The sequence below is a fragment of the Streptomyces sp. NPDC048111 genome (assembly GCF_043202815.1).
Taxonomy (GTDB): domain Bacteria; phylum Actinomycetota; class Actinomycetes; order Streptomycetales; family Streptomycetaceae; genus Streptomyces.
Genome location: NZ_JBIDBD010000035.1, coordinates 1 through 20,104, shown reverse-complemented (window position 1 = coordinate 20,104; position 20,104 = coordinate 1). Strand labels below are relative to the sequence as shown.

Sequence of the window (20,104 nt, the reverse complement as noted above, 5' to 3'; positions counted from 1 at the left end):
TAGGGCACGGGGCGTTGTCAGTGGCGGGATCTACATTCGGGGCATGGCAATGCTTGCGAATCCACTCCCGCAGTTGATGGACGACCCGACGGGCAAGGCGCTGGGCCTCGCCCTGCCGCCGGGCAGGGTGCTGGGCCCGGCAGAGGAGCCGGTGCTCTGGTACGCCGACGAGCCGGCGGCACCGGAACACTGGGCTCCGTTCGCGCGGGCCAGGAGGTCGGCGGGCCTGCATCCCGTACTGCTGGGCGGGGAGCGGGAGTTGAGGGACTGGGCGCTGGCTCCGGAGGAGATGTCGTACCCGGGCGACCATGACGCAGAGGACGTGCTGGAAGGGTTCTGGGAGGCGTACGCGGAGGCCGAGCTGGGGTACGCGGCGGAGGACTGGCCGGGCCTGGCGGAGGCGTCCGTGCCGACGGAGGACCTGGACCGCAGGGCGGCGGAGGTCGCGGGCGCGGCGACGGAGGACGTCCTGAAGGGGGCCAGGGTGGCGCTGGTCCCGGCCCGCCGGAGTGCGGACGTGCCGGCGGCGCTGGGGTGGCGCGGCGCGCTGGAGCAGGAGGGCGACGTGGCGCGGCTGTGCGCGGTGCTGCGGTCGTGGGAGGACAGGTTCGGGATCAGGGTGGTGGGCCTGACGCACGACCGGATGGTGCTGTCCGTGGGGGCCCCGCCGAGGGACGGGGAGGAGGCGCTGGTGTTGGCGGCGGAACACTTCGCGTTCTGCCCCCCGACGATAGAAACCGACCTCCCGGACCACGCCCGGACCCTGCCCACGGCCAAGACCTGGACCTTCATCTGGCCCTAGCCCGAGGCCCCCCGACCCCCGACCCCCGACCCCCGCGAGAAGCTTCGTGCCCGCCGGGGGGGTTAGGGGCGCGAGGAACTGCGCGAGAAGCGCCCACAACCCGAGGCCGAAAGGGGGTTAGGGGCGCGAGGAACTGCGCGAAAAGCGACCACGACCCGCACCCGCAAACGGGGCCAGGGGGCGCGGGCCCCCAGAACCCGGCCGAAGGCCACCCCCCAAGGGGCGCGGGGAACGGCGCAAGCACCCCGGCACGGAAAAGCAATGGCCCCCCACCCCACGCCCCTGCTACCTTCCACACCAGCCGTGCGCCAGCACAAGAAGGAGGTGGTACCCGTGACCCCAGCAAACACATGGGTGCTCCCCTCCAGAACCACGGCCGGGCCATAGACCGCCCGGGAGCGCCGCCCCACACGCAGCACTCCCGAAAGGCACGACGCATGAAACTGCGTTTCACGTCCGACCAGCAGCACCCCGCCGACGGCATCGCCGAACGCCGCTTCACCCTCGGCGACATCCCCGGCATCCTGTGGACCCCGACGCCGAAGCCCGCCCCGGCCCCGGCCCCGGCCCCGGCAGCACCGACACCCGAAGCCGCACCGGCAGCACCGGCAGCACCCGCACCGACAGGCACCCCCACCCCCCTCATCGGCCTCGGCCTCCCCCCGCTCGGCCTGGACAAGATGTACCCCCGCCTGAGGGCCCGCGCCCAGCGAGCCGCCGCGGACGGCTTCGCCTCAACCACCCTCGAACTCCCCGGCAGCGGCGACCGGCCCCGCGTGCCCGAACTGGACCGGGCGCGTACGGAACTGCGCCGCGTCATGCAGGCGGGCGAGCCGGTGGGCGAGGAGATCGTCGAGGCGCTCGTGCTGCCCCTCGTCGAGCGGGCCGTACCCGAGTGGCAGGCCGCTTTCGACGCCCTGCTGGCGCTTCCCGACATCGACGGGCCGGTCGGATATTCGGGCGGGGTGATCTCCATCGGCATCCGGCTCGCCCTGGTGGAGCCGCGCATCGCGGCGGCCGGGCTCTTCGCCGGAAGCCTCGTACCGCGCGTGATGGTGGAGGAGGCCCGCCGGATCACCATCCCCCTGCACGTGCTCCTCCAGTGGGACGACGAGGGGAACGACCGCCAGGCCTCCCTCGACCTGTTCGACGCGTTCGGCTCGAAGGAGAAGTCGCTGCACGCGAACATGGGCGGCCACACCGGCGTCCCGCAGCACGCCGGTGAGGACGCGGCGGGCTTCTTCACCCGGCATCTGAAGTAGGGCCGGGGCCCGGTGCCGAGCCTCAGCCCTCAGCGGGCTCGGGGCCTGAACCGGGCTTGTCCGCAAGGGAGTTGAGCCGGGCCGCCTGCCGTGTCAGGTGGTCCCGCTCGGCTGTGTTGGAGGCCTTGCGCGCCGCCTCGGCGTACAGCCGCGCCGCGAGCGGGAGGTCTCCGTCCCGCTCGTGGAGGTAGGCCGCGGCGGCCGCGTGGCGGGGCAGGGACGAGTCGAGCGCGGCGAGGGCCGCGAGACCGGCCCGCGCCCCGTCCGCCTCGCCGAGGGCGACGGCCCGGTTGAGCCGGACGACCGGGCTGTCGGTGAGGCGGAGCAGCTCGTCGTACCACTCGACGATCTGCACCCAGTCCGTCTCGGCGGCGGTGGCCGCGTCCGCGTGCAGCGCGGCGATGGCGGCCTGGGCCTGGAACTCGCCCAGCCGGTCGCGGGCGAGGGCCGCCTGGAGGATCTCGACGCCCTCGGCGATCAGAGCGGTGTCCCAGCGGGACCGGTCCTGCCGGCCGAGGGCGACCAGGCTGCCGTCGGACGCGGTGCGGGCGGCCCGCCGGGCGTGGTGGAGCAGCATGAGGGCGAGCAGCCCCGCCACCTCCGGATGGTCGACCTGGGCCGCGAGCTGGCGGGTGAGCCGGATGGCCTCGGCGGCGAGGTCGACGTCCCCGGAGTAGCCCTCGTTGAAGACGAGGTAGAGCACGCGGAGGACGGTGGAGACATCGCCGGGCCTCTCGAACCGTACGGCGGAGACGGTGCGCTTGGCCCGGCTGATGCGCTGGGCCATCGTCGCCTCGGGGACGAGGTACGCCTGGGCGATCTGGCGGGTGGTGAGCCCGCCGACGGCGCGCAGCGTGAGCGCGACCGCGGACGAGGGGGTGAGCGAGGGGTGGGCGCACAGGAAGTAGAGCTGGAGCGTGTCGTCCACGGCCGCGGCGGGACCGGGCTCCGGCTCCTCCTCGACCCGGTCCTCGCGCCGCCTGCGGGCGGTGTCCGCGCGGGTGGCGTCGAGGAACTTGCGCCACGCGACGGTGACGAGCCAGCCCTTCGCATCGCGCGGCGGCTCCGCGGGCCAGCTGCGCACCGCCTCCACCAGGGCGTCCTGCACCGCGTCCTCGGCCGCCGCGAAGTCGGCTCCGCGGCGTACGAGGACGGTGAGGACGCCCGGCGTGAGGCGCCGCAACAGCGCCTCGTCCAGGACCTGGCTCACTCCGTGGTGGCGCAGTGCTCGGACATGACCGGACGCAGCTCCAGCCACTCGTGGATGGGCCTCCCGCCCGCGCCGGGCGCCGCCGACAGTTCACCGGCGAGCTCGACGGCCCGCTCGTAGCTGTCGACGTCGATCATCATCCAGCCGGCGATGAGGTCCTTGGTCTCGGCGAACGGCCCGTCGGTGACGGGCGGCCGCCCCTCGCCGTCGTACCGCACGAACGTCCCCTCGGGCGCCAGCGCCTGCCCGTCGACGTACTCCCCGGACTTTTCGAGCCGGGCCGCGAAGTCGTTCATGTACTGGATGTGCGCGGAGATCTCCTGGGGCGTCCACCGGTCCATGGGCACGTTGTTGACCGGAGCCGGGGCGCCGCGGTAGTGCTTGAGCAGCAGGTACTTGGCCATGATGTCTCTCCTCCGTACGGACGCGGCCCATTCTGGCCGCCTTCACTACGGGGACGGAGCGGCCCACGCATTCTCGACATGCCCGCCGAAGTTTTTTTCCGGCCCAATCCGGCCGCCTGTCCGCCCGCCCGGGCCGCAAAGCGTTGGCGACGGGCGGGTGGCGCACCTTAACGTGACGCACCTGATGAAAATCGCCGTCACCATCCACTCGGCCACCCTCGGCGCGGAGTCGTTCACAGTGATCCGGCCGGCCCGGCCGGTGCCCCGGGCGGTGCTCCTGGACCGGGACCGGTACCTGGACGTCCACCTGGACCAGGCGGCCGCCTACGCCGTGGCAGGGCTGTGGGAGCTGGCCGCGTCCTCGCCCCGCTCGCTCATCCACCTGCCGCTGCGCGGCAACCGCACCCCCGAAGCTCTTCAACTCGAAGGTCTGTCACGGAAGTTGGACCTGCTCCTCCTGCACCACTCACTGCAATTCCCGCCCTCGCGCTGGAAGGAGGTGCGGGCCCGGCTCGACCGGGGTCACCCGCGCACCGTGGTGCTGCCCGACATCCGCCGGGCGCCGGGGGAGGTGATCGACGCGCGGGCCCGCCACCACAAGGAGAACCGGGACCTGTTCCATCAGCGCCTGCACGCCGACACCCTGTTCATGACGGGCAGCGCGAAGCTGTTCAGGGAGACCACCCCGTACTTTCTCGACGTCGCCCGCCAGGGACCGGCCGCCACCCGCACCCGCCCGGATCCGGCGCACTACTGCACCGAGCTGCACAGCGACGCGGGCCTCCTCGCCAGAAGCGCCCGCGAGCTGCACATCGTCCACTGCGACCGGTGGGACGGGAGCCGGTGGGACGGGGATCGGTAGGACGGCAGCCGGTGAGCGAGGGCTGCCCCCGCCCTCCCCTCCCCACCTCTCCCCTCCCCCGGCACGGGTCTACAGACCCCGGGCCACCTCGGTCGCCCAGTACGTCAGGATCATGTGGGCGCCGGCGCGCTTGATGCCCGTCAGGGTCTCCAGGATCGCGCGGTCGCGGTCGATCCAGCCCTTCTCGGCCGCGGCCTCGATCATCGCGTACTCGCCGCTGATCTGGTACGCCGCGACCGGCACGTCCACCGACTCGGCCACCTTGGCCAGGATGTCGAGGTAGGGGCCGGCCGGCTTGACCATCACCATGTCGGCGCCCTCGTCGAGGTCGAGCGCCAACTCCCGCAGGGACTCACGGGTGTTGGCCGGGTCCTGCTGGTACGTCTTGCGGTCGCCGCGCAGCGAGGAGCCGACGGCCTCGCGGAAGGGGCCGTAGAAGGCGGAGGAGTACTTGGCGGTGTAGGCGAGGATCGACACGTCCTCATGGCCGGTCTGGTCCAACGCGTCCCGGATGACGCCGACTTGGCCGTCCATCATGCCGGAGGGGCCCACGACGTGGACTCCCGCGTCGGCCTGCACCTGGGCCATCTCCGCGTACCGCTCCAGGGTGGCGTCGTTGTCGACCCGGCCGCTCTCGTCGAGCACGCCGCAGTGGCCGTGGTCGGTGTACTCGTCCAGGCACAGGTCGGACATGATGACGAGGTCGTCGCCGACCTCCTCGCGCACCGCGCGGACGGCGACCTGGAGGATGCCCTCCGGGTCGGTGCCGGCGGTGCCCGCCGCGTCCTTCTTCGCGTCCTCCGGCACACCGAACAGCATGATCCCGGCGACGCCCGCCCCGACCGCCTCGACGGCGGCCTTCCGCAGCGTGTCCAGGGTGTGCTGGGCGACGCCCGGCATGGCCTGGATCGGGACGGGCTCGGTGATCCCTTCCCGTACGAAGGCGGGGAGGATGAGGTCGGCGGGGTGCAGCTGGGTCTCCGCGACCATGCGGCGCATGGCGGGGGTGGTGCGCAGCCGACGGGGTCGGGCTCCGGGAAAGGATCCGTACACAGTCATGCCCCTACGCTACGCCGCCGCGCCCCCCGGGGTGCCCACACCCCTGACCCCCCGGTCGCACGCGGACCGCGCCCGCTTATCGCGCAGTTCCCCGCGCCCCCGGCCGTCGGTCGTGTGCGGACCGTGCCCGCTATTCGCGCAGTTCCCCGCGCCCCTGGCAGGACTGGAGTTCGGCCCGCATGCGTAGCCCGGCCCGTTCTGCGCAGTTCCCCGCGCCCCCAACCCCCCGGTCGCCTGCGGACCGTGCCCGCTTCTCGCGCAGTTCCCCGCGCCCCTAACCCCTCGGTCGTGTGCGGACCGGGGTCGCTTCTCGCGCAGTTCCCCGCGCCCCTAACCCCTCGGTCGTGTGCGGACCGGGGTCGCTTCTCGCGCAGTTCCCCGCGCCCCTAACCGCACCGGTGCGGGCCAGCATGCGCATCCTCAGCCCGTCCGGCGATTGAGGACGAGCGCCCTTAAGGCGCGATGGGGGTGCAGGGGGCGCAGCCCCCGCCGGGGTCCCAGGGGCGGAGCCCCTCGGGGGGTCTGGGGCGCAGCCCCAGGGGGCCGAACCCTTCAACCCCCTGCACGGGCGGGTGGGTGGGCAAGCCCGCCGGGGTCCGAGGGGCGGAGCCCCTCAGCGGGGCTGGGGCGCAGCCCCAGGGGGCCGGGCCTATCCAACCCCCTGTACGGGCGGGTGGGTGGGCGAACCCCCCGGGGTCCGAGGGGCGGAGCCCCTCAGCGGGGCTGGGGCGCAGCCCCAGGGGCCGGGCCCATCCAACCCCCTGTACGGGCGGGCGGGTGGGCAAACCCCCCGGGGTCCGAGGGGCGGAGCCCCTCAGCGGGGCTGGGGCGCAGCCCCAAGCGGGGCCGGGGCGGAGCCCCTCAGGGGGTCTGGGGCGCAGCCCCAAGCGGGGCCGGGGCGGAGCCCCTCAGGGGGTCTGGGGCGCAGCCCCAAGCGGGGCCGGGGCGGAGCCCCTCAGGGGGTCTGGGGCGCAGCCCCAAAAACCGGAGCCCCCGCCCGTCCTAGGTGGTCCGGCGGCGCCGAGCCCCGGGACGGCGTTCGCTGGGCCGCGTGACATGCTCCCCCGCAGACAGCGCCGCCTCACGACGAGCCGCCCCGAAGTCCGCCAACGCCTGAGCCAGCTTGTGGACGGACGGCTCCGGAGCCATGACGTCCACCCGCAACCCGTGCTCCTCCGCGGTCTTGGCCGTCGCAGGCCCGATGCACGCGATGACGGTCACGTTGTGCGGCTTGCCCGCGATACCGACCAGGTTGCGCACCGTGGAGGACGACGTGAAGAGCACCGCGTCGAACCCACCGCCCTTGATCGCCTCACGCGTGTCGGCCGGCGGCGGCGAGGCCCGCACCGTCCGGTAGGCCGTGACGTCGTCGACCTCCCAGCCGAGCTCGATCAGCCCCGCCACCAGCGTCTCGGTGGCGATGTCGGCACGCGGCAGGAAGACGCGGTCGATCGGGTCGAAGACCGGGTCGTAGGGCGGCCAGTCCTCCAGGAGGCCGGCCGCGGACTGCTCGCCGCTGGGCACCAGGTCGGGCTTGACGCCGAACTCGATCAGCGAGGCCGCCGTCTGCTCGCCGACCGCGGCGACCTTGATCCCGGCGAAGGCCCGCGCATCGAGCCCGTACTCCTCGAACTTCTCCCGCACCGCCTTCACCGCGTTGACGCTGGTGAACGCGATCCACTCGTACCGTCCGGTCACCAGGCCCTTGACCGCGCGCTCCATCTGCTGGGGCGTGCGCGGCGGCTCGACGGCGATCGTCGGCACCTCGTGCGGGACGGCTCCGTACGACCGGAGCTGGTCGGAGAGCGAGGCCGCCTGCTCCTTGGTGCGCGGCACGAGCACCCGCCAGCCGAACAGCGGCTTGGACTCGAACCACGACAGCTGGTCACGCCGAGCAGGGGCGCTGCGCTCGCCGACCACGGCTATGACGGCCTGGTGCCCGTCCGGCGAGGGCAGCACCTTGGCCTGCTTGAGCACCTGGGCGACCGAGCCGAGCGTCGCGGACCAGGTCCGCTGGCGGGTGGTGGTGCCGGCGATCGTCACGGTCATGGGGGTGTCGGGCTTACGGCCCGCCGACACCAGCTCCCCGGCCGCGGCGGCCACCGTCTCCAGCGTGGTGGAGACGACCACCGTGCCGTCGCTCGCGCCGACCTCGGTCCAGCACCGCTCGGAGGCGGTACGGGCGTCGACGAAGCGGACGTCCGCACCCTCGGCGCCGCTCAGCGGGACACCCGCGTACGCGGGCACGCCGACGGCGGCGGCCACACCGGGCACCACCTCGAAGGGGATGCCCTCGGCGGCGCACGCCAGCATCTCGCCGGCCGCGTCGCCGTCCAGGCCCGGGTCGCCCGAGACGGCACGCACGACCCGCCTGCCGGAGCGCGCGGCCTCCATGACAAGATTGGCGGCGTCCCGCAACACCGGGATCCCGGCGGTTGTTGACGCCTCGTCAATGACCGTCAGCTGAGGCGTGTCCACGCCGTCGCGCGCATGCGCGCGAACGACGTCGAGCACGGCCGGCTCGGCGATCAGGACGTCCGCCGCCGCCAGCGCCTCCACGGCGCGCAGCGTCAGCAGTCCGGGGTCACCGGGACCGGCACCGAGGAAGGTGACGTTTCCGGCTGCGGTGGGGTGGGTGGTGGGGCTCAAAGTGCTCGCTCCCCCATAAGACCGGCCGCACCCTTGGCGAGCATCTCGTCCGCGAGTTCGCGTCCGAGGGCCATCGCTTCGTCGTGCGACGTGGGTACGGGACCGGTGGTGGACAGCTGCACCAGCGAGGAACCGTCGGTGGTACCGACAACTCCGCGCAGGCGCATCTCATGAACAACCTGCCCGTCGACCAGCAGGTCGGCCAGCGCACCCACAGGTGCGCTGCAGCCGGCCTCCAGGGCGGCGAGCAGGGATCGCTCGGCGGTCACGGCGGCCCGGGTGACCGGGTCGTCGAGCTCGGCGAGCACGGCGGCGAGGTCGGCATCGGCTGCCGTGCACTCGATCGCCAGGGCCCCCTGGCCGGGGGCGGGCAGAACCGTGTCGACCGAGAGGTGGTCGGTCACGACGTCGGCGCGTCCGATGCGGTTGAGCCCGGCGGCGGCCAGGACCACCGCGTCGAGCTCGCCCTTGGTGACGTATCCGACGCGGGTGTCGATGTTGCCCCGGATCGGCACGGTCTCGATGGTGCGGCCGTGGCTGCGGGCGTACGCGTTGAGCTGCGCCATCCGCCGCGGCGATCCGGTGCCGACGCGGGCGCCGTCCGGAAGCTGTTCGAAGGTCAGGCCGTCGCGGGCGACCAGCACGTCCCGCGGGTCCTCGCGGACCGGGATCGCGGCGAGCACCAGGTCGGGGTGCCCGGCGGTCGGCAGGTCCTTGAGGGAGTGCACCGCGAAGTCGACCTCGCCGCGCAGCAGCGCCTCGCGCAGGGCCACGACGAACACTCCGGTGCCGCCGATCTGCGCGAGGTGCTCGCGGGAGGTGTCCCCGTACGTGGTGATCTCCACCAGCTCGACCGGGCGGCCGGTCAACTGCCGTACGGCGTCGGCCACATGGCCGGACTGGGCCATGGCGAGCTTGCTGCGCCTGGTCCCGAGTCTCAGTGCTTTCTCGGTCATGACCGCCCTCGGTTCTTGACATCGGCGTCGTTCAGATCGGCCCGGGAGACGGCGGCCACCGTGTCCGGGTCGAGGTCGAAGAGGGTCCGCAGCGCGTCCGCGTACCCGGCGCCACCGGGCTCGGCGGCGAGCTGCTTGATCCGCACGGTCGGCGCGTGCAGGAGCTTGTCGACGACGCGGCGCACGGTCTGGGTGACCTCGGAGCGCTGCTTGTCGTCGAGCCCGGGCAGCCGGCCCTCCAGGCGCGCGACCTCGCCGGCCACGACCTCGGCGGCCATCGCGCGCAGCGCGACGACGGTGGGCGTGATGTGCGCGGCGCGCTGCGCGGCGCCGAACGCGGCCACCTCGTCGGAGACGATCGAGCGGACCTGGTCCACGTCGGCGGCCATCGGCGCGTCGGCCGAGGCCTCGGCGAGCGACTCGATGTCGACGAGCCGCACCCCGGGCACCCGGTGCACGGCGGCGTCGATGTCCCGCGGCATGGCGAGGTCGAGCAGCGCCAGCTTCACGGGCCCGGCCGGTACGGGGATGTCGCGGCGGGCGCGGGAGACGCGGCGCCGGGTGTTCTCGGCCCAACTGCCGTGCAGTTCAAGGGAGTCGGCGTCGGCGGCCGGGGCCGCGTCGGTCGCGCCGTCGGCCCTGAGCGCCTCGTCGACCAGCCCGAATCCGGCCATCGCGGCGCCCGCGGCCACCGTGGCGGAGAAGTCCACGGGACACCCCGGGGCCGCGCCGTCGTCGGCCGGTCCGGCCGGGGCCGGGGCCGGCTCGGTGAGGCTCTCGCCGACCGCTTCGGCGACGGCCTCGCCGGTCAGGACGAGTCCGGTGGCCCCGGTGCAGGACACCGCCACGTCGACTCGTGTCAGTTCTCGTGCCACATCGGCCATCGGGACGGCGCGCGCGGCCGTGCCGGCTTCGCCGAGGATCTCCACGAGCCGCTCGGCGCGGGCGTGCGTCCGGTTGGCGACGACGATCTCGTCGACCCCGATCCGGCCCAGCGTCGCGGCGGCCAGCGAGGACATCGAGCCCGCGCCGATGACCAGCGCGCGCTTGCCCTTGGCCCAGTCCTCGACGGACGCCCCGGCGGCGAGCTGCTCCAGACCGAAGGTGACGAGCGACTGTCCGGCCCGGTCGATGCCGGTCTCGCTGTGGGCGCGCTTGCCGACCCGCAGCGCCTGCTGGAACAGGTCGTTCAGCAGCCGCCCCGCGGTGTGCAGTTCCTGCCCGAGCGCGAGGGTGTCCTTGATCTGGCCGAGGATCTGGCCCTCGCCCACGACCATCGAGTCCAGTCCGCAGGCCACCGAGAAGAGGTGGTGGACGGCCCGGTCCTCGTAGTGCACGTACAGATAAGGAGTGAGCTCTTCGAGGCCGACGCCGCTGTGCTGGGCGAGCAGCGTGGAGAGCTCGGCGACACCGGCGTGGAACTTGTCCACGTCCGCGTACAGCTCGATGCGGTTGCAGGTCGCGAGCACCGCGGCCTCGGCGGCGGGCTCGGCGGCCAGGGTGTCGTGGAGCAGCTTGGCCTGCGCGTCCGCGGACAGGGAGGCCCGTTCCAGGACGCTGACGGGGGCGCTGCGGTGGCTGAGGCCGACGACCAGGAGGCTCATGCCGGCATCACGGCGGGCATGTCCCCGTCCGGTCCCTTCCGGCCATGGCCCGTGGCGCGCACGGGCGGCATCACGGCCGCGGCGGCGGCTTCGGCGACGGCGGCTTCCTCGCCGGCCTTGCGCTGCTCGTGGAAGGCGAGGATCTGGAGCTCGATGGAGAGGTCGACCTTGCGCACGTCGACGCCCTCGGGCACCGACAGGACGGTCGGCGCGAAGTTCAGGATGGAGGTCACCCCGGCCGCGACCAGCCGGTCGCAGACCTGCTGAGCGGCGCCCGCCGGGGTCGCGATGACCCCGATCGAGACGCCGTTGTCGCTGATGATCTTCTCCAGGTCGTCGGTGTGCTGCACGGGCATCCCGGCCACCGGCTTCCCGGCCATCGCGGGGTCGGCGTCTATCAGGGCCGCGACCCGGAAACCGCGCGAGGCGAAGCCGCCGTAGTTGGCGAGCGCGGCACCGAGGTTGCCGATGCCGACGATGACAACCGGCCAGTCCTGGGTCAGGCCCAGTTCCCGGGAGATCTGGTAGACGAGATACTCGACGTCGTAGCCGACGCCACGGGTGCCGTAGGAGCCCAGGTAGGAGAAGTCCTTGCGCAGCTTCGCGGAGTTGACGCCCGCGGCGGCCGCGAGTTCCTCCGAGGAGACCGTCGGCACGGAGCGCTCCGAGAGTCCGGTGAGCGCACGCAGATACAGCGGAAGCCTGGCGACGGTGGCCTCGGGGATTCCTCGGCTTCGGGTCGCCGGTCGGTGAGTTCGGCCAGTTGCCACGGTGCTCCTGCGGGATGAGCGGGGCTGCAGGCGGCCACATGTCCCAGGACCGCCCCGTCGGATGCAGGCTATGTCTTTGTGAACGCGTGCACAAAGATGGTGTCCGCTTTGTCCGAGCAAAGTGACCGGGCTCACGCGAGTCGAGGGGCGATTCGCGGAACCACGGACGGGTTCAGTCCGTTCGGGACCCGAAGGGGGCAAAGCCGCACACTCTCCTCACAGCGATACCCCCGAACCACAGCAAAACGACCATGATGGTAACCGCAACCATCGCGATCCCCATCATTTGGCTGTTCAACCGACCCGGTCCGGGCCCGGCCGGACTCAACCGACCAGTGCACTCCTGAGGCGCCCGGCGTCCACCCGCCAGAAGGTGTGCTGCTCGCCGTCGACCAGGACGACCGGGATCTGCTCCCAGTACTCCTGGTACAGCGCCTCGTCCTCGGTGATGTCCTTCTTCTCCCAGGCCGCGCCCGTCTCGGCGCACACGGCCTCGATCACCTCCTGGGCGTCGTCGCACAGATGGCAGCCGGGCTTCCCGATCAGCGTGACCACCCGGTCGGCGGGATTCCCGCCCGGCTTCCTCGTACGTCGCAGCAAGGGACTCATGCCTCCCATTCTCCCGCTCCCGGCCCGCCCCGCGGACGGCCGGGCGCGGGCCGCCCGCTTTACACGAACACCCCGGAAAGTTCACGCCATGGCATCCCGGCGGGTCGGGAGGCCCCGAACAGAATGGCTATGCTCACGGCATGGCCGCACTGGGATGGCTCACCCCTCGTAGGCGCTCGGCGACAGCACGCAGCGTGCTGGCCGGCGAGGCCGCAGCCGAGGCAGCCCGCAAGTCCTCGCAGGAACTCGCCGAGCTGGCGCGGCAGGCCCAGGACCAGGCCGACGGCGCTCCCGCCGAGCCCGAGTTCCCGGTCGTCGGGGACGACCTGGCCGCCGCCTTCTTCGACCTCGACAACACCGTGATGCAGGGCGCCGCCCTCTTCCACTTCGGCCGCGGCCTGTACAAGAGGCAGTTCTTCCAGCGCCGCGAGCTCGCGCGCTTCGCCTGGCAGCAGGCCTGGTTCCGGCTGGCCGGCGTCGAGGACCCCGAGCACATGCAGGACGCCCGCGACAGCGCGCTGTCCATCGTCAAGGGCCACCGCGTCTCCGAACTGATGTCGATCGGCGAGGAGATCTACGACGAGTACATGGCCGACCGCATCTGGCCCGGCACCCGCGGCCTCGCCCAGGCCCACCTCGACGCGGGCCAGAAGGTCTGGCTGGTGACCGCCGCGCCGGTCGAGACGGCCACGATCATCGCGCGCCGGCTCGGCCTGACCGGCGCGCTCGGCACGGTCGCCGAGTCCGTGGACGGTGTTTATACGGGACGCCTGGTGGGCGAGCCGCTGCACGGGCCCGCCAAGGCCGAGGCCGTCCGCGCGCTGGCCGCCGCCGAGGGGCTCGACCTCAGCCGCTGCGCCGCGTACAGCGACTCGCACAACGACATCCCCATGCTGTCGCTCGTCGGCCACCCCTACGCCATCAACCCGGACGCCAAACTGCGCAAGCACGCTCGCGAGCGCGAATGGCGGCTGCGCGACTACCGCACGGGCCGCAAGGCCGCGAAGGTCGGCATCCCGGCCGCCGCCGGAGTCGGCGCGCTCGCCGGTGGCACGGCGGCAGCGGTCGCCCTGCACCGCCGCCGCCGCTGACCGCGCCCCGCACGGCCGACCCCGTACCGCGCCGGACGTCCCCGCACCGCCACCGGACGTCCCGGCCCCGTCGCCGGCCGCCACTTTCCGTCACCGGGGGTCGGCCGGCGCCCGCGACCGCCGGAATATTCGATTGCGGGGGTTTCGGCCCACCCCCCTTGGCCCGCCTGCCCCGTTGCCCGCACCCGGCCACAACAGATCCCTGCCGCGGGCAGATTCGAAAGCAACTCGATCAACTTCCGCTCACAACGCGTGCCCGAAACAGGCGAATAGTCGTAACAGAAGCGACGTAATCGACGATTTGAGCAACTGGGTGTAGCGCTCCCTGCACGAAGCGTTATTCTCCTCAGACGCAATCCGGAACCCGTACAACGCCACGATGGGTGAACGGTTCCGCACTGCACGTGATGGAAGCTCTGCCTCTGGGAGTCCCGTGTACCCACACGTCGGGGTTGACGCCTCGGGCCTGGCTACGCTGCGCGGGGCGGTCGTCGACCGCCTGCGCGTCTTCGTCCCCACCGCGTACGCCGGCGCCCCTGCCTTCGCCACCGCAACACCCGTCGGGCCCTGCTATGCCCTGGCCGACGGTGGTGCCGCAGTCGGTAGACGGAGCGGCGGCCGCAGCACGGGCACGTCCGCGACGCCGACCGCCCGCCGGCCCACCGCCGACAGCGACAGCGCCCGCATGATGGACCTCGTCGAGCGCGCCCAGGCCGGTGAGGCCGACGCCTTCGGCCGGCTCTACGACCAGTACAGCGACACCGTCTACCGCTACATCTACTACCGCGTCGGCGGCAAGGCGACGGCCGAGGACCTCACCAGCGAGACGTTCCTGCGCGCCCTGCGCCGGATCTCCACCTTCACCTGGCAGGGCCGCGACTTCGGCGCCTGGCTGGTCACGATCGCACGCAACCTGGTCGCCGACCACTTCAAGTCGAGCCGTTTCCGGCTCGAGGTGACCACCGGCGAAATGCTCGACGCCAACGAGGTCGAGCGCTCGCCCGAGGACTCCGTCCTGGAGTCGCTCTCCAACGCCGCCCTGCTGGAAGCCGTGCGCAAGCTCAACCCCCAGCAGCAGGAGTGCGTCACCCTGCGCTTCCTCCAGGGCCTCTCGGTCGCCGAGACCGCCCGTGTCATGGGCAAGAACGAGGGGGCGATCAAGACCCTCCAGTACCGGGCCGTACGCACCCTGGCCCGTCTCCTGCCGGACGACGCACGCTGATCGCCCGGCCGTCCGCAACCACCCGCCGACCCGCCCCAGGCGGGTCCAACTCACCATCCGTGAGCAGTCGATGACGCTGTGGTCCGATCATCTTTCGTCTCACCTTTCGTCCGTAACCCAAGTGCCGCGTCCGTCGTTGTGCGGGATGCAGGCTCCCTGCGGTCACGCCTTGCCCACAGCTGCTCACTCGATCGTGTGGTGGTGGTCAAGGTGTGCAACCTTCCAGGCCCCTTGGGGAGTCGACCGTGATGACGAGAGGAGGTGCCGCCAGTGATCGCGAACGTATCGGCGCACCGGCGGGCGAACGCCTTCGCCCAGGCCCTGGAAGAAGCCTCGGCGGCCGACCAGGAGACACCCGAGACCGGCCCGGCCGAACAGGCCGACACCGGCAGGCTGTTGACCCTGGCGGGTGGGCTCGGCGAACTGCCGAAACCGGAGATGGACCCGCAGGTCAAGGTCGAGCAGCGGACGCTGCTCATGGCCGAGATGGAGCGGATGTTCGCGGGGGGCGGTGTCGCCGACCCTCAGGTGCCCGAGCAGCGGACCGGCCGCGGCGCCCACCGGGCGACGTCGCTCCGGAAATTGCGACCCCGCTCCCGCTGGTCCAAGGGCATTGCGGCGGGCGGGCTCAGCATCGGTGTGGCCGCGGGAGCGTTCAGCGGCGTGGCCGCTGCCAGTTCCGACGCCCTGCCCGGTGATTCCCTGTACGGCCTGAAGCGGGGCATGGAGGACCTCAAACTCGGCATGGCGGACGACGACGCCAGCCGCGGCGAGCTCTACCTCGACCAGGCCTCGACCCGGCTGTCCGAGGCCCGCCGCCTGCTGGAGCGGGGCCGCGCCGGCGACCTCGACCACGAGCAGCTCGGCGAGGTCAGACGGGCGCTCAGCGGCATGGAGCACGACGCCTCCGAGGGCCACCGCCTGCTGCACCAGGCGTACGCCAAGGACGGCTCCATCGGTCCCATCGCGGCCCTCAACTCCTTCTCGCAGGCCCATCGCGAGAGCTGGAGCAAGCTGCGCGGAAAGCTGCCTCCGCAGCTGACCGACGTCGGCGACAAGGTGAGTTCGGTCTTCGCCGCCATAGACGAAGAGGTCGAGCCGCTGCAGTCGCTGCTGCCCAAGACGTCCTCCAAGACGCACTCGCGGCAGGACGCCCCGCGCCACGGCGGCACCCCGGGCGCGACCCGCCCGTCCACGCCGTCCTCGTCCTCCGCCTCCGGCCACAGCACCCCGGGCCACAGCGGAAAGCCGTCGCAGCAGCCCAGCGGTTCGCCCTCCAGCGAGGGTCTGCTCGGCGGCAACACCGGCGGCCTGTTCGAGCCGGGCACGGGCAGCACCACCCCCGCCCCTCCGGCGAAGCCCGCCAAGCCCCCGGTTCCGGACGTCACCCTGCCCCCGCTCCTGCCGGGCCTGCTGCCGGGCCTCGGCATCGACGCGGACAAGGCGGAGTAGCCGGCGCGAGCCACAGCCGTACGACCGAGGGCCGGGACTTCGCAGTCCCGGCCCTCGGTCGTACGGCGTCGTGGTCGGTCAGAAGAAGACCGACCGCCGCTGCACCAGCAGCTTGTACAGCGTGTGCTGGATCTGCTCGCGCACCTGGTCGGTGAGGTTGAACATCAGCATCGGATCCTCGGCCGCCTCCGGCGGATAGCCGTCCGTCGGGATCGGCTCGCCGAACTGGATCGTCCACTTCGTCGGCAGCGGCACCAGACCGGCCGGTCCCAGCCACGGGAACGTCGGCGTGATCGGGAAGTACGGGAACCCGAGGAGCCGGGCCAGCGTCCTGGCGTTCCCGATCATGGGGTAGATCTCCTCGGCGCCCACGATCGAGCACGGCACGATCGGCGTCCCGGCCTTCAGGGCGGTCGACACGAAGCCGCCCCGCCCGAACCGCTGGAGCTTGTAGCGCTCGCCGAACGGCTTGCCGATGCCCTTGAATCCCTCGGGCATCACCCCGACGACCTCGCCGCGTTCGAGCAGCGCCTGGGCGTCCTCGGAACAGGCCAGGGTGTGCCCGGCCTTGCGGGCCAGCTCGTTGACGACCGGCAGCATGAACACCAGGTCCGCCGCGAGCAGCCGCAGATGGCGCCCGGCCGGGTGGTGGTCGTGCACGGCGACCTGCATCATCAGGCCGTCGAGCGGCAGCGTCCCGGAGTGGTTGGCGACGACCAGCGCCCCGCCCTCGGCCGGGATGTTCTCGACGCCCTTCACCTCCACCCGGAAGTACTTGTCGTAGAACGGCCGCAGGATCGACATGAGGACCTGGTCGGTCAGCTCCTCGTCGTAGCCGAACTCGTCGACCTCGTACTCGCCGGTGATCCGCCGCCGCAGGAAGGCGAGGCCGCCCGCGATCCGCCGGTCCCAACCGCCGGACTCCTCGCGGCCGGCCGGCTTCTGCTCCGCCTCCGGAGGGGGCTGTACGGCCTCCTGCGCCCCGGGCAGGGCACTCACCGGCCCGGCGGGGGCGGGCAGCGGCTGCGGGCCGGGCTCGGCCTTGCGGCGGCCCGGGACCGGGCGCCTGCGGCCGGCGCGCTGCGCGCCCTGGCGCGAGCGGTCGTCGTCGAACGGGATGACCTTGGCGTCCGCCATCGTTGGTGCGCTCCTCATTCCGCGTTCGAAGGGGTGGTGGACCGTGCGGGGGTCCCGCCGGGGAAGGGCGCGAACGGCAACCCCGCCACCCGGTCCACGGCCCGGGCCAGTGAGTCCGGCGGCAGCAGGCCGGGCCCCCTGCTACGGGCGAAGTCCGCGAACGCCTCGGCCGTCGTGTACCGGGGTTCGTAGCCCAGTGTGCCGCGCATCTCGGCCGTGCTCACCACCCGGCCGTGGGTGAGCAAACGAATCTGCTCCGGCGAGAAGTCCGTCACGCCGACCGTCCTGAGCGCCGTTCCGACCCAGCGCACCGCCGGGAGCAGCACCGGCACGGTGGGCCGCCCGAGCCGCCGCGAACACTGCGAGAGGAGCAGCACGCCGTCGCCCGCCACATTGAAGGTCCCGCTGTTGAGCGTGCCGCGCCGAGCTTCGCCCGAGGCGATCCGCAGCACGTCGATCACATCGTCCTCGTGGACGAACTGGAGCCTCGGGTCGTAGCCGAGGACCGTCGGCAGGACGGGCAGGGAGAAGTACTCGGCGAGCGGGGAGTCGGCGCTGGGGCCGAGGATGTTGGCGAACCGCAGTACGCACACCGCGACGTCCGGGCGGCGCCGGGCGAACCCGCGCACATACCCCTCGACCTCGACGGCGTCCTTGGCGAAGCCCCCGCTGGGCAGCGACTTCGGCGGCGTCGTCTCGGTGAACACGGCGGGGTCGCGCGGCGCGGACCCGTACACGCTCGTACTCGACTTCACGACGAGCCGCCGGACCGTCGGCGACTTCTGGCAGGCGCCGAGCAGCTGCATCGTGCCGATGACGTTCGTCTCCTTGACCGAGGCACGCCCGCCGCCGGAGCCGAGCGGCGTCCCGGTCACGTCCATGTGCACGACGGTGTCCACGTCGTACTCCGCGAGCACCCTCGCGATCGCCGGCTGGCGGATGTCCGCCGCCACGAAATCGGCGCCGCCCAGATGGTGCGCCGGCTTGACCACATCGACCCCGATCACCCGGTCGACCTCCGGATCACGCTGGATCCGCCGCACGAGGCGACCGCCCAGCTGCCGGGCCACTCCGGTGACGAGCACGACCTTCCCCAAGATCAGCGCCTTCCTTCGGCCTTCGGTACGCCCACGCCCTGATGTGCGCCACCGTAGCGGCTGGACGCCGCGCGGCGGTGACCCCGTGCGCGCGCATGGCCGAGAAACCGTGTCCGGGTACGCCACAGCCCTCCCACCGACAGTGCGGTGGGAGGGCTGTGTCTCACGAACAGCGCTCGCTTACTTCTTGTTGCGACGCTGAACGCGCGTGCGCTTGAGCAGCTTGCGGTGCTTCTTCTTGGCCATCCGCTTGCGCCGCTTCTTGATAACAGAGCCCACGACTACCCTCGCTCACTTCTTCTCACTCGGTGCGGGGCGTCTGGGCCCACACGACCTACGTCGGCCTAGCCTACCTGCCGCCGAGTGAGGGACGTAATCCGAGGGGAGCGCGGGGCTCCCTCAGGCCGTCTCCACCCCCACGAAGGACTCGCGGAGATACTCGTGAACTGCTTGCTCCGGGACCCGGAAGGACCTGCCCACCCGGATCGCCGGCAGATGACCGCTGTGCACCAAGCGGTACACGGTCATCTTTGACACTCGCATCACCGAGGCGACTTCCGCCACGGTCAGGAACTTGACCTCGTTGAGAGGCCTGTCACTCCCAGCAGCCATGACCCACCTGTACCTTCCGCAACCGACGCGCACCGGCTTCCCCTCCGGTGACTCAACGTCGCTGTGCGCTCACTCCCCAGACTAGGGGCGGGTGGTGCGAGTGGGGAAGAGGAGCTGCGATCGGCCGCCTACTGTGACAGACACGCTCGATTGAGTACATAGCGAGTAAGCGGCCGGTAGTAATCGGACCGCACGGCGTCATCAAGCGGAACGGCCACGGCCACGCGCCCCTCGGCCTCGCCGACGAACAGCGCGGGGTCGTCCGTATCGGCCAGACCGACCGCCTCAATACCGAGCTGACCTGCTCCGCAGACCCATCCGTGATCTCCGATCACGAGCTCCGGAACCTGCCCGGAAACCCCCGCCGAGGCCCCCAGAGCGACCCGAACCGGCAGCGGGGAATGAGTGTGTGCGCCGGTTTCGCTCCCCGTGCCCCGCGCGCCGGGTTCTCGCACCAACGCGACTCCCCGTACGTAGTCAAGGTTGTACGTACGTACCCCGAACCGGGTCGTTATGTCGACAGAGCTACCCTGCGCGGGGGTGATAACGGGACACCCCGCCGCCGACAAAGCGTCCGCGAGGGCGGCGTAGAAACCCAGGAGCCGGTGCGGATGCCCGGTCCCGAGCAGCACCGCGCCCCGCCGTGCGGCCACCTCGCCCAGGCGCCCCGCGAAGGCGTCGAGCGCGGCCAGCGTGCGCTCGGGGTCGATGACATCGGGCCCGCTCACATGGCCCGGGTCGTCGCTCACCCCGCACTTCTCCGCCATCAGCCGCAGCAAGTCCCGCTCGTCCCAGCCCCGTTCGGGGTCGAGCCCGAGCATGACACGGGGGTCCCGGGCCGCGAACAGGCGGTAGCTCCGCAGGCTCACCTCCCGCGACGTGGCCACCGGCCCGGCCAGCCGGGCCGCCAGAAGATGCGCCCGCAGCGCCCCAACGCTCAACACCCCCCGATGCTCCCGCAGTCCCCCCGGGGCCGCCCCAATTTCCCTACGGGATACCACAGTTGGCGTAACCCCCACCCCCCTCGGCCGGGTGCGGCCCGCGTCCGCTTCTCGCGCAGTTCCCCGCGCCCCCGGCCCCGCTGTCGTCCGCAGACTGTGCCCGCGTCTCGCGCAGTTCCCCGCGCCCCCAGGGGTTGCCCTCCGGCCCGGCCGGGCGGGTGCCCGGCGCCCCCGCCCCCCTCGGTCGGGTGCGGACCGCGGTCGCTTCTCGCGCAGTTCCCCGCGCCCCTTAACTGCCTGGTGCTGGGCAGCACCAGGCCACCTCAGCCCGTCCGGCGTTTGAGGACGAGCGCCGTTCAGGCGCG

Annotated in this window: 19 protein-coding genes; 6 read left to right on the top strand and 13 right to left on the bottom strand. The window is 72.3% G+C overall.

Going from position 1 to position 20,104, the window contains the following annotated elements; translation table 11 throughout:
- Positions 1-43 precede the first annotated feature (43 nt).
- Positions 44-802 (top strand): DUF4253 domain-containing protein, encoded by a 759-nt coding sequence (locus tag ACGF3I_RS31545; protein WP_393138049.1) that lies wholly within the window; start codon positions 44-46, stop codon positions 800-802.
- Positions 803-1,245: 443 nt separating this feature from the next.
- On the top strand, positions 1,246-2,064 hold the full coding sequence (locus tag ACGF3I_RS31540; RefSeq protein WP_393138120.1) for an alpha/beta hydrolase: 819 nt from the start codon (positions 1,246-1,248) through the stop codon (positions 2,062-2,064).
- Between the two features lie 22 nt (positions 2,065-2,086).
- Here ACGF3I_RS31540 and ACGF3I_RS31535 read toward each other — a convergent pair whose 3' ends face one another.
- A complete protein-coding gene (locus ACGF3I_RS31535) occupies positions 2,087-3,262 on the bottom strand; it encodes an RNA polymerase sigma factor (RefSeq protein ID WP_393138118.1) in 1,176 nt (391 codons plus the stop codon).
- A gap of 8 nt (positions 3,263-3,270) precedes the next feature.
- Positions 3,271-3,678 (bottom strand): YciI family protein, encoded by a 408-nt coding sequence (locus tag ACGF3I_RS31530; RefSeq protein WP_393138047.1) that lies wholly within the window; start codon positions 3,676-3,678, stop codon positions 3,271-3,273.
- 184 nt (positions 3,679-3,862) lie between these two features.
- On the opposite strand from ACGF3I_RS31530, the gene ACGF3I_RS31525 reads away from it, so the two are divergent.
- Positions 3,863-4,540, top strand: coding sequence for a hypothetical protein (locus tag ACGF3I_RS31525; RefSeq protein ID WP_393138045.1), 678 nt, complete (start codon positions 3,863-3,865; stop codon positions 4,538-4,540).
- A 69-nt stretch (positions 4,541-4,609) separates the two neighbouring features.
- Here the strand turns inward: ACGF3I_RS31525 and hemB are convergent, their stop codons facing one another.
- From hemB to ACGF3I_RS31495, 6 genes are all read right to left on the bottom strand, one after another.
- Entirely contained in the window at positions 4,610-5,599 is a 990-nt protein-coding gene (gene hemB, locus ACGF3I_RS31520) for a porphobilinogen synthase (protein WP_393138043.1), read from the bottom strand.
- Between the two features lie 1,002 nt (positions 5,600-6,601).
- Positions 6,602-8,248 carry a uroporphyrinogen-III synthase gene (locus ACGF3I_RS31515; RefSeq protein WP_393138041.1) on the bottom strand — a complete coding sequence of 549 codons (1,647 nt, stop codon included), beginning with the start codon at positions 8,246-8,248 and terminating at the stop codon, positions 6,602-6,604.
- Entirely contained in the window at positions 8,245-9,204 is a 960-nt protein-coding gene (gene hemC, locus ACGF3I_RS31510) for a hydroxymethylbilane synthase (protein WP_393138040.1), read from the bottom strand. Before hemC ends, ACGF3I_RS31515 begins: the two co-directional genes overlap by 4 nt.
- Positions 9,201-10,808 (bottom strand): glutamyl-tRNA reductase, encoded by a 1,608-nt coding sequence (locus ACGF3I_RS31505; RefSeq protein ID WP_393138038.1) that lies wholly within the window; start codon positions 10,806-10,808, stop codon positions 9,201-9,203. Before ACGF3I_RS31505 ends, hemC begins: the two co-directional genes overlap by 4 nt.
- Entirely contained in the window at positions 10,805-11,578 is a 774-nt protein-coding gene (locus ACGF3I_RS31500) for a redox-sensing transcriptional repressor Rex (RefSeq protein ID WP_393138036.1), read from the bottom strand. The genes ACGF3I_RS31505 and ACGF3I_RS31500 overlap by 4 nt, the downstream gene beginning before the upstream one ends.
- 324 nt (positions 11,579-11,902) lie before the next feature.
- Positions 11,903-12,187 (bottom strand): glutaredoxin family protein, encoded by a 285-nt coding sequence (locus ACGF3I_RS31495; protein WP_393138035.1) that lies wholly within the window; start codon positions 12,185-12,187, stop codon positions 11,903-11,905.
- 140 nt (positions 12,188-12,327) lie between these two features.
- Between ACGF3I_RS31495 and ACGF3I_RS31490 the strand changes: the two genes are divergently transcribed.
- The 3 genes from ACGF3I_RS31490 (at position 12,328) to ACGF3I_RS31480 (ending at position 15,952) form a co-directional block, all read left to right on the top strand.
- Positions 12,328-13,278, top strand: coding sequence for an HAD family hydrolase (locus ACGF3I_RS31490; protein ID WP_393138033.1), 951 nt, complete (start codon positions 12,328-12,330; stop codon positions 13,276-13,278).
- 433 nt (positions 13,279-13,711) lie between these two features.
- Complete coding sequence (locus ACGF3I_RS31485; RefSeq protein WP_053724590.1) at positions 13,712-14,500, top strand: ECF subfamily RNA polymerase sigma factor, BldN family; 789 nt, start codon at positions 13,712-13,714, stop codon at positions 14,498-14,500.
- Between the two features lie 270 nt (positions 14,501-14,770).
- A complete protein-coding gene (locus ACGF3I_RS31480) occupies positions 14,771-15,952 on the top strand; it encodes a DUF5667 domain-containing protein (protein WP_393138031.1) in 1,182 nt (393 codons plus the stop codon).
- 78 nt (positions 15,953-16,030) lie between these two features.
- On the opposite strand, the gene ACGF3I_RS31475 is transcribed toward ACGF3I_RS31480, so the two are convergent.
- The 5 genes from ACGF3I_RS31475 to ACGF3I_RS31455 form a co-directional block, all read right to left on the bottom strand.
- A complete protein-coding gene (locus ACGF3I_RS31475) occupies positions 16,031-17,089 on the bottom strand; it encodes a lysophospholipid acyltransferase family protein (protein WP_393138029.1) in 1,059 nt (352 codons plus the stop codon).
- Positions 17,090-17,103: 14 nt separating this feature from the next.
- A complete protein-coding gene (locus ACGF3I_RS31470; RefSeq protein ID WP_393138027.1) occupies positions 17,104-18,186 on the bottom strand; it encodes an NAD-dependent epimerase/dehydratase family protein in 1,083 nt (360 codons plus the stop codon).
- A 180-nt stretch (positions 18,187-18,366) separates the two neighbouring features.
- Positions 18,367-18,465: a 30S ribosomal protein bS22 gene (locus tag ACGF3I_RS31465; RefSeq protein ID WP_003948845.1), complete on the bottom strand. Its 99-nt coding sequence runs from the start codon at positions 18,463-18,465 to the stop codon at positions 18,367-18,369.
- A 120-nt stretch (positions 18,466-18,585) separates the two neighbouring features.
- Entirely contained in the window at positions 18,586-18,798 is a 213-nt protein-coding gene (locus tag ACGF3I_RS31460; RefSeq protein ID WP_159030439.1) for a helix-turn-helix domain-containing protein, read from the bottom strand.
- A gap of 128 nt (positions 18,799-18,926) precedes the next feature.
- Complete coding sequence (locus tag ACGF3I_RS31455; protein WP_393138025.1) at positions 18,927-19,742, bottom strand: phosphatase; 816 nt, start codon at positions 19,740-19,742, stop codon at positions 18,927-18,929.
- Between the last annotated feature and the right edge of the window lie 362 nt (positions 19,743-20,104).

Coding starts and splice junctions, on each gene's coding strand:
- ACGF3I_RS31460 (WP_159030439.1), bottom strand. CDS start 18,798: ATGGCTGCTGGGAGTGACAGGCCTCTCAACGAGGTCAAGTTCCTGACC.
- ACGF3I_RS31530 (WP_393138047.1), bottom strand. CDS start 3,678: ATGGCCAAGTACCTGCTGCTCAAGCACTACCGCGGCGCCCCGGCTCCG.
- ACGF3I_RS31525 (WP_393138045.1), top strand. CDS start 3,863: ATGAAAATCGCCGTCACCATCCACTCGGCCACCCTCGGCGCGGAGTCG.
- ACGF3I_RS31545 (WP_393138049.1), top strand. CDS start 44: ATGGCAATGCTTGCGAATCCACTCCCGCAGTTGATGGACGACCCGACG.
- ACGF3I_RS31490 (WP_393138033.1), top strand. CDS start 12,328: ATGGCCGCACTGGGATGGCTCACCCCTCGTAGGCGCTCGGCGACAGCA.
- ACGF3I_RS31505 (WP_393138038.1), bottom strand. CDS start 10,808: ATGAGCCTCCTGGTCGTCGGCCTCAGCCACCGCAGCGCCCCCGTCAGC.
- hemB (WP_393138043.1), bottom strand. CDS start 5,599: ATGACTGTGTACGGATCCTTTCCCGGAGCCCGACCCCGTCGGCTGCGC.
- ACGF3I_RS31495 (WP_393138035.1), bottom strand. CDS start 12,187: ATGAGTCCCTTGCTGCGACGTACGAGGAAGCCGGGCGGGAATCCCGCC.
- ACGF3I_RS31475 (WP_393138029.1), bottom strand. CDS start 17,089: ATGGCGGACGCCAAGGTCATCCCGTTCGACGACGACCGCTCGCGCCAG.
- hemC (WP_393138040.1), bottom strand. CDS start 9,204: ATGACCGAGAAAGCACTGAGACTCGGGACCAGGCGCAGCAAGCTCGCC.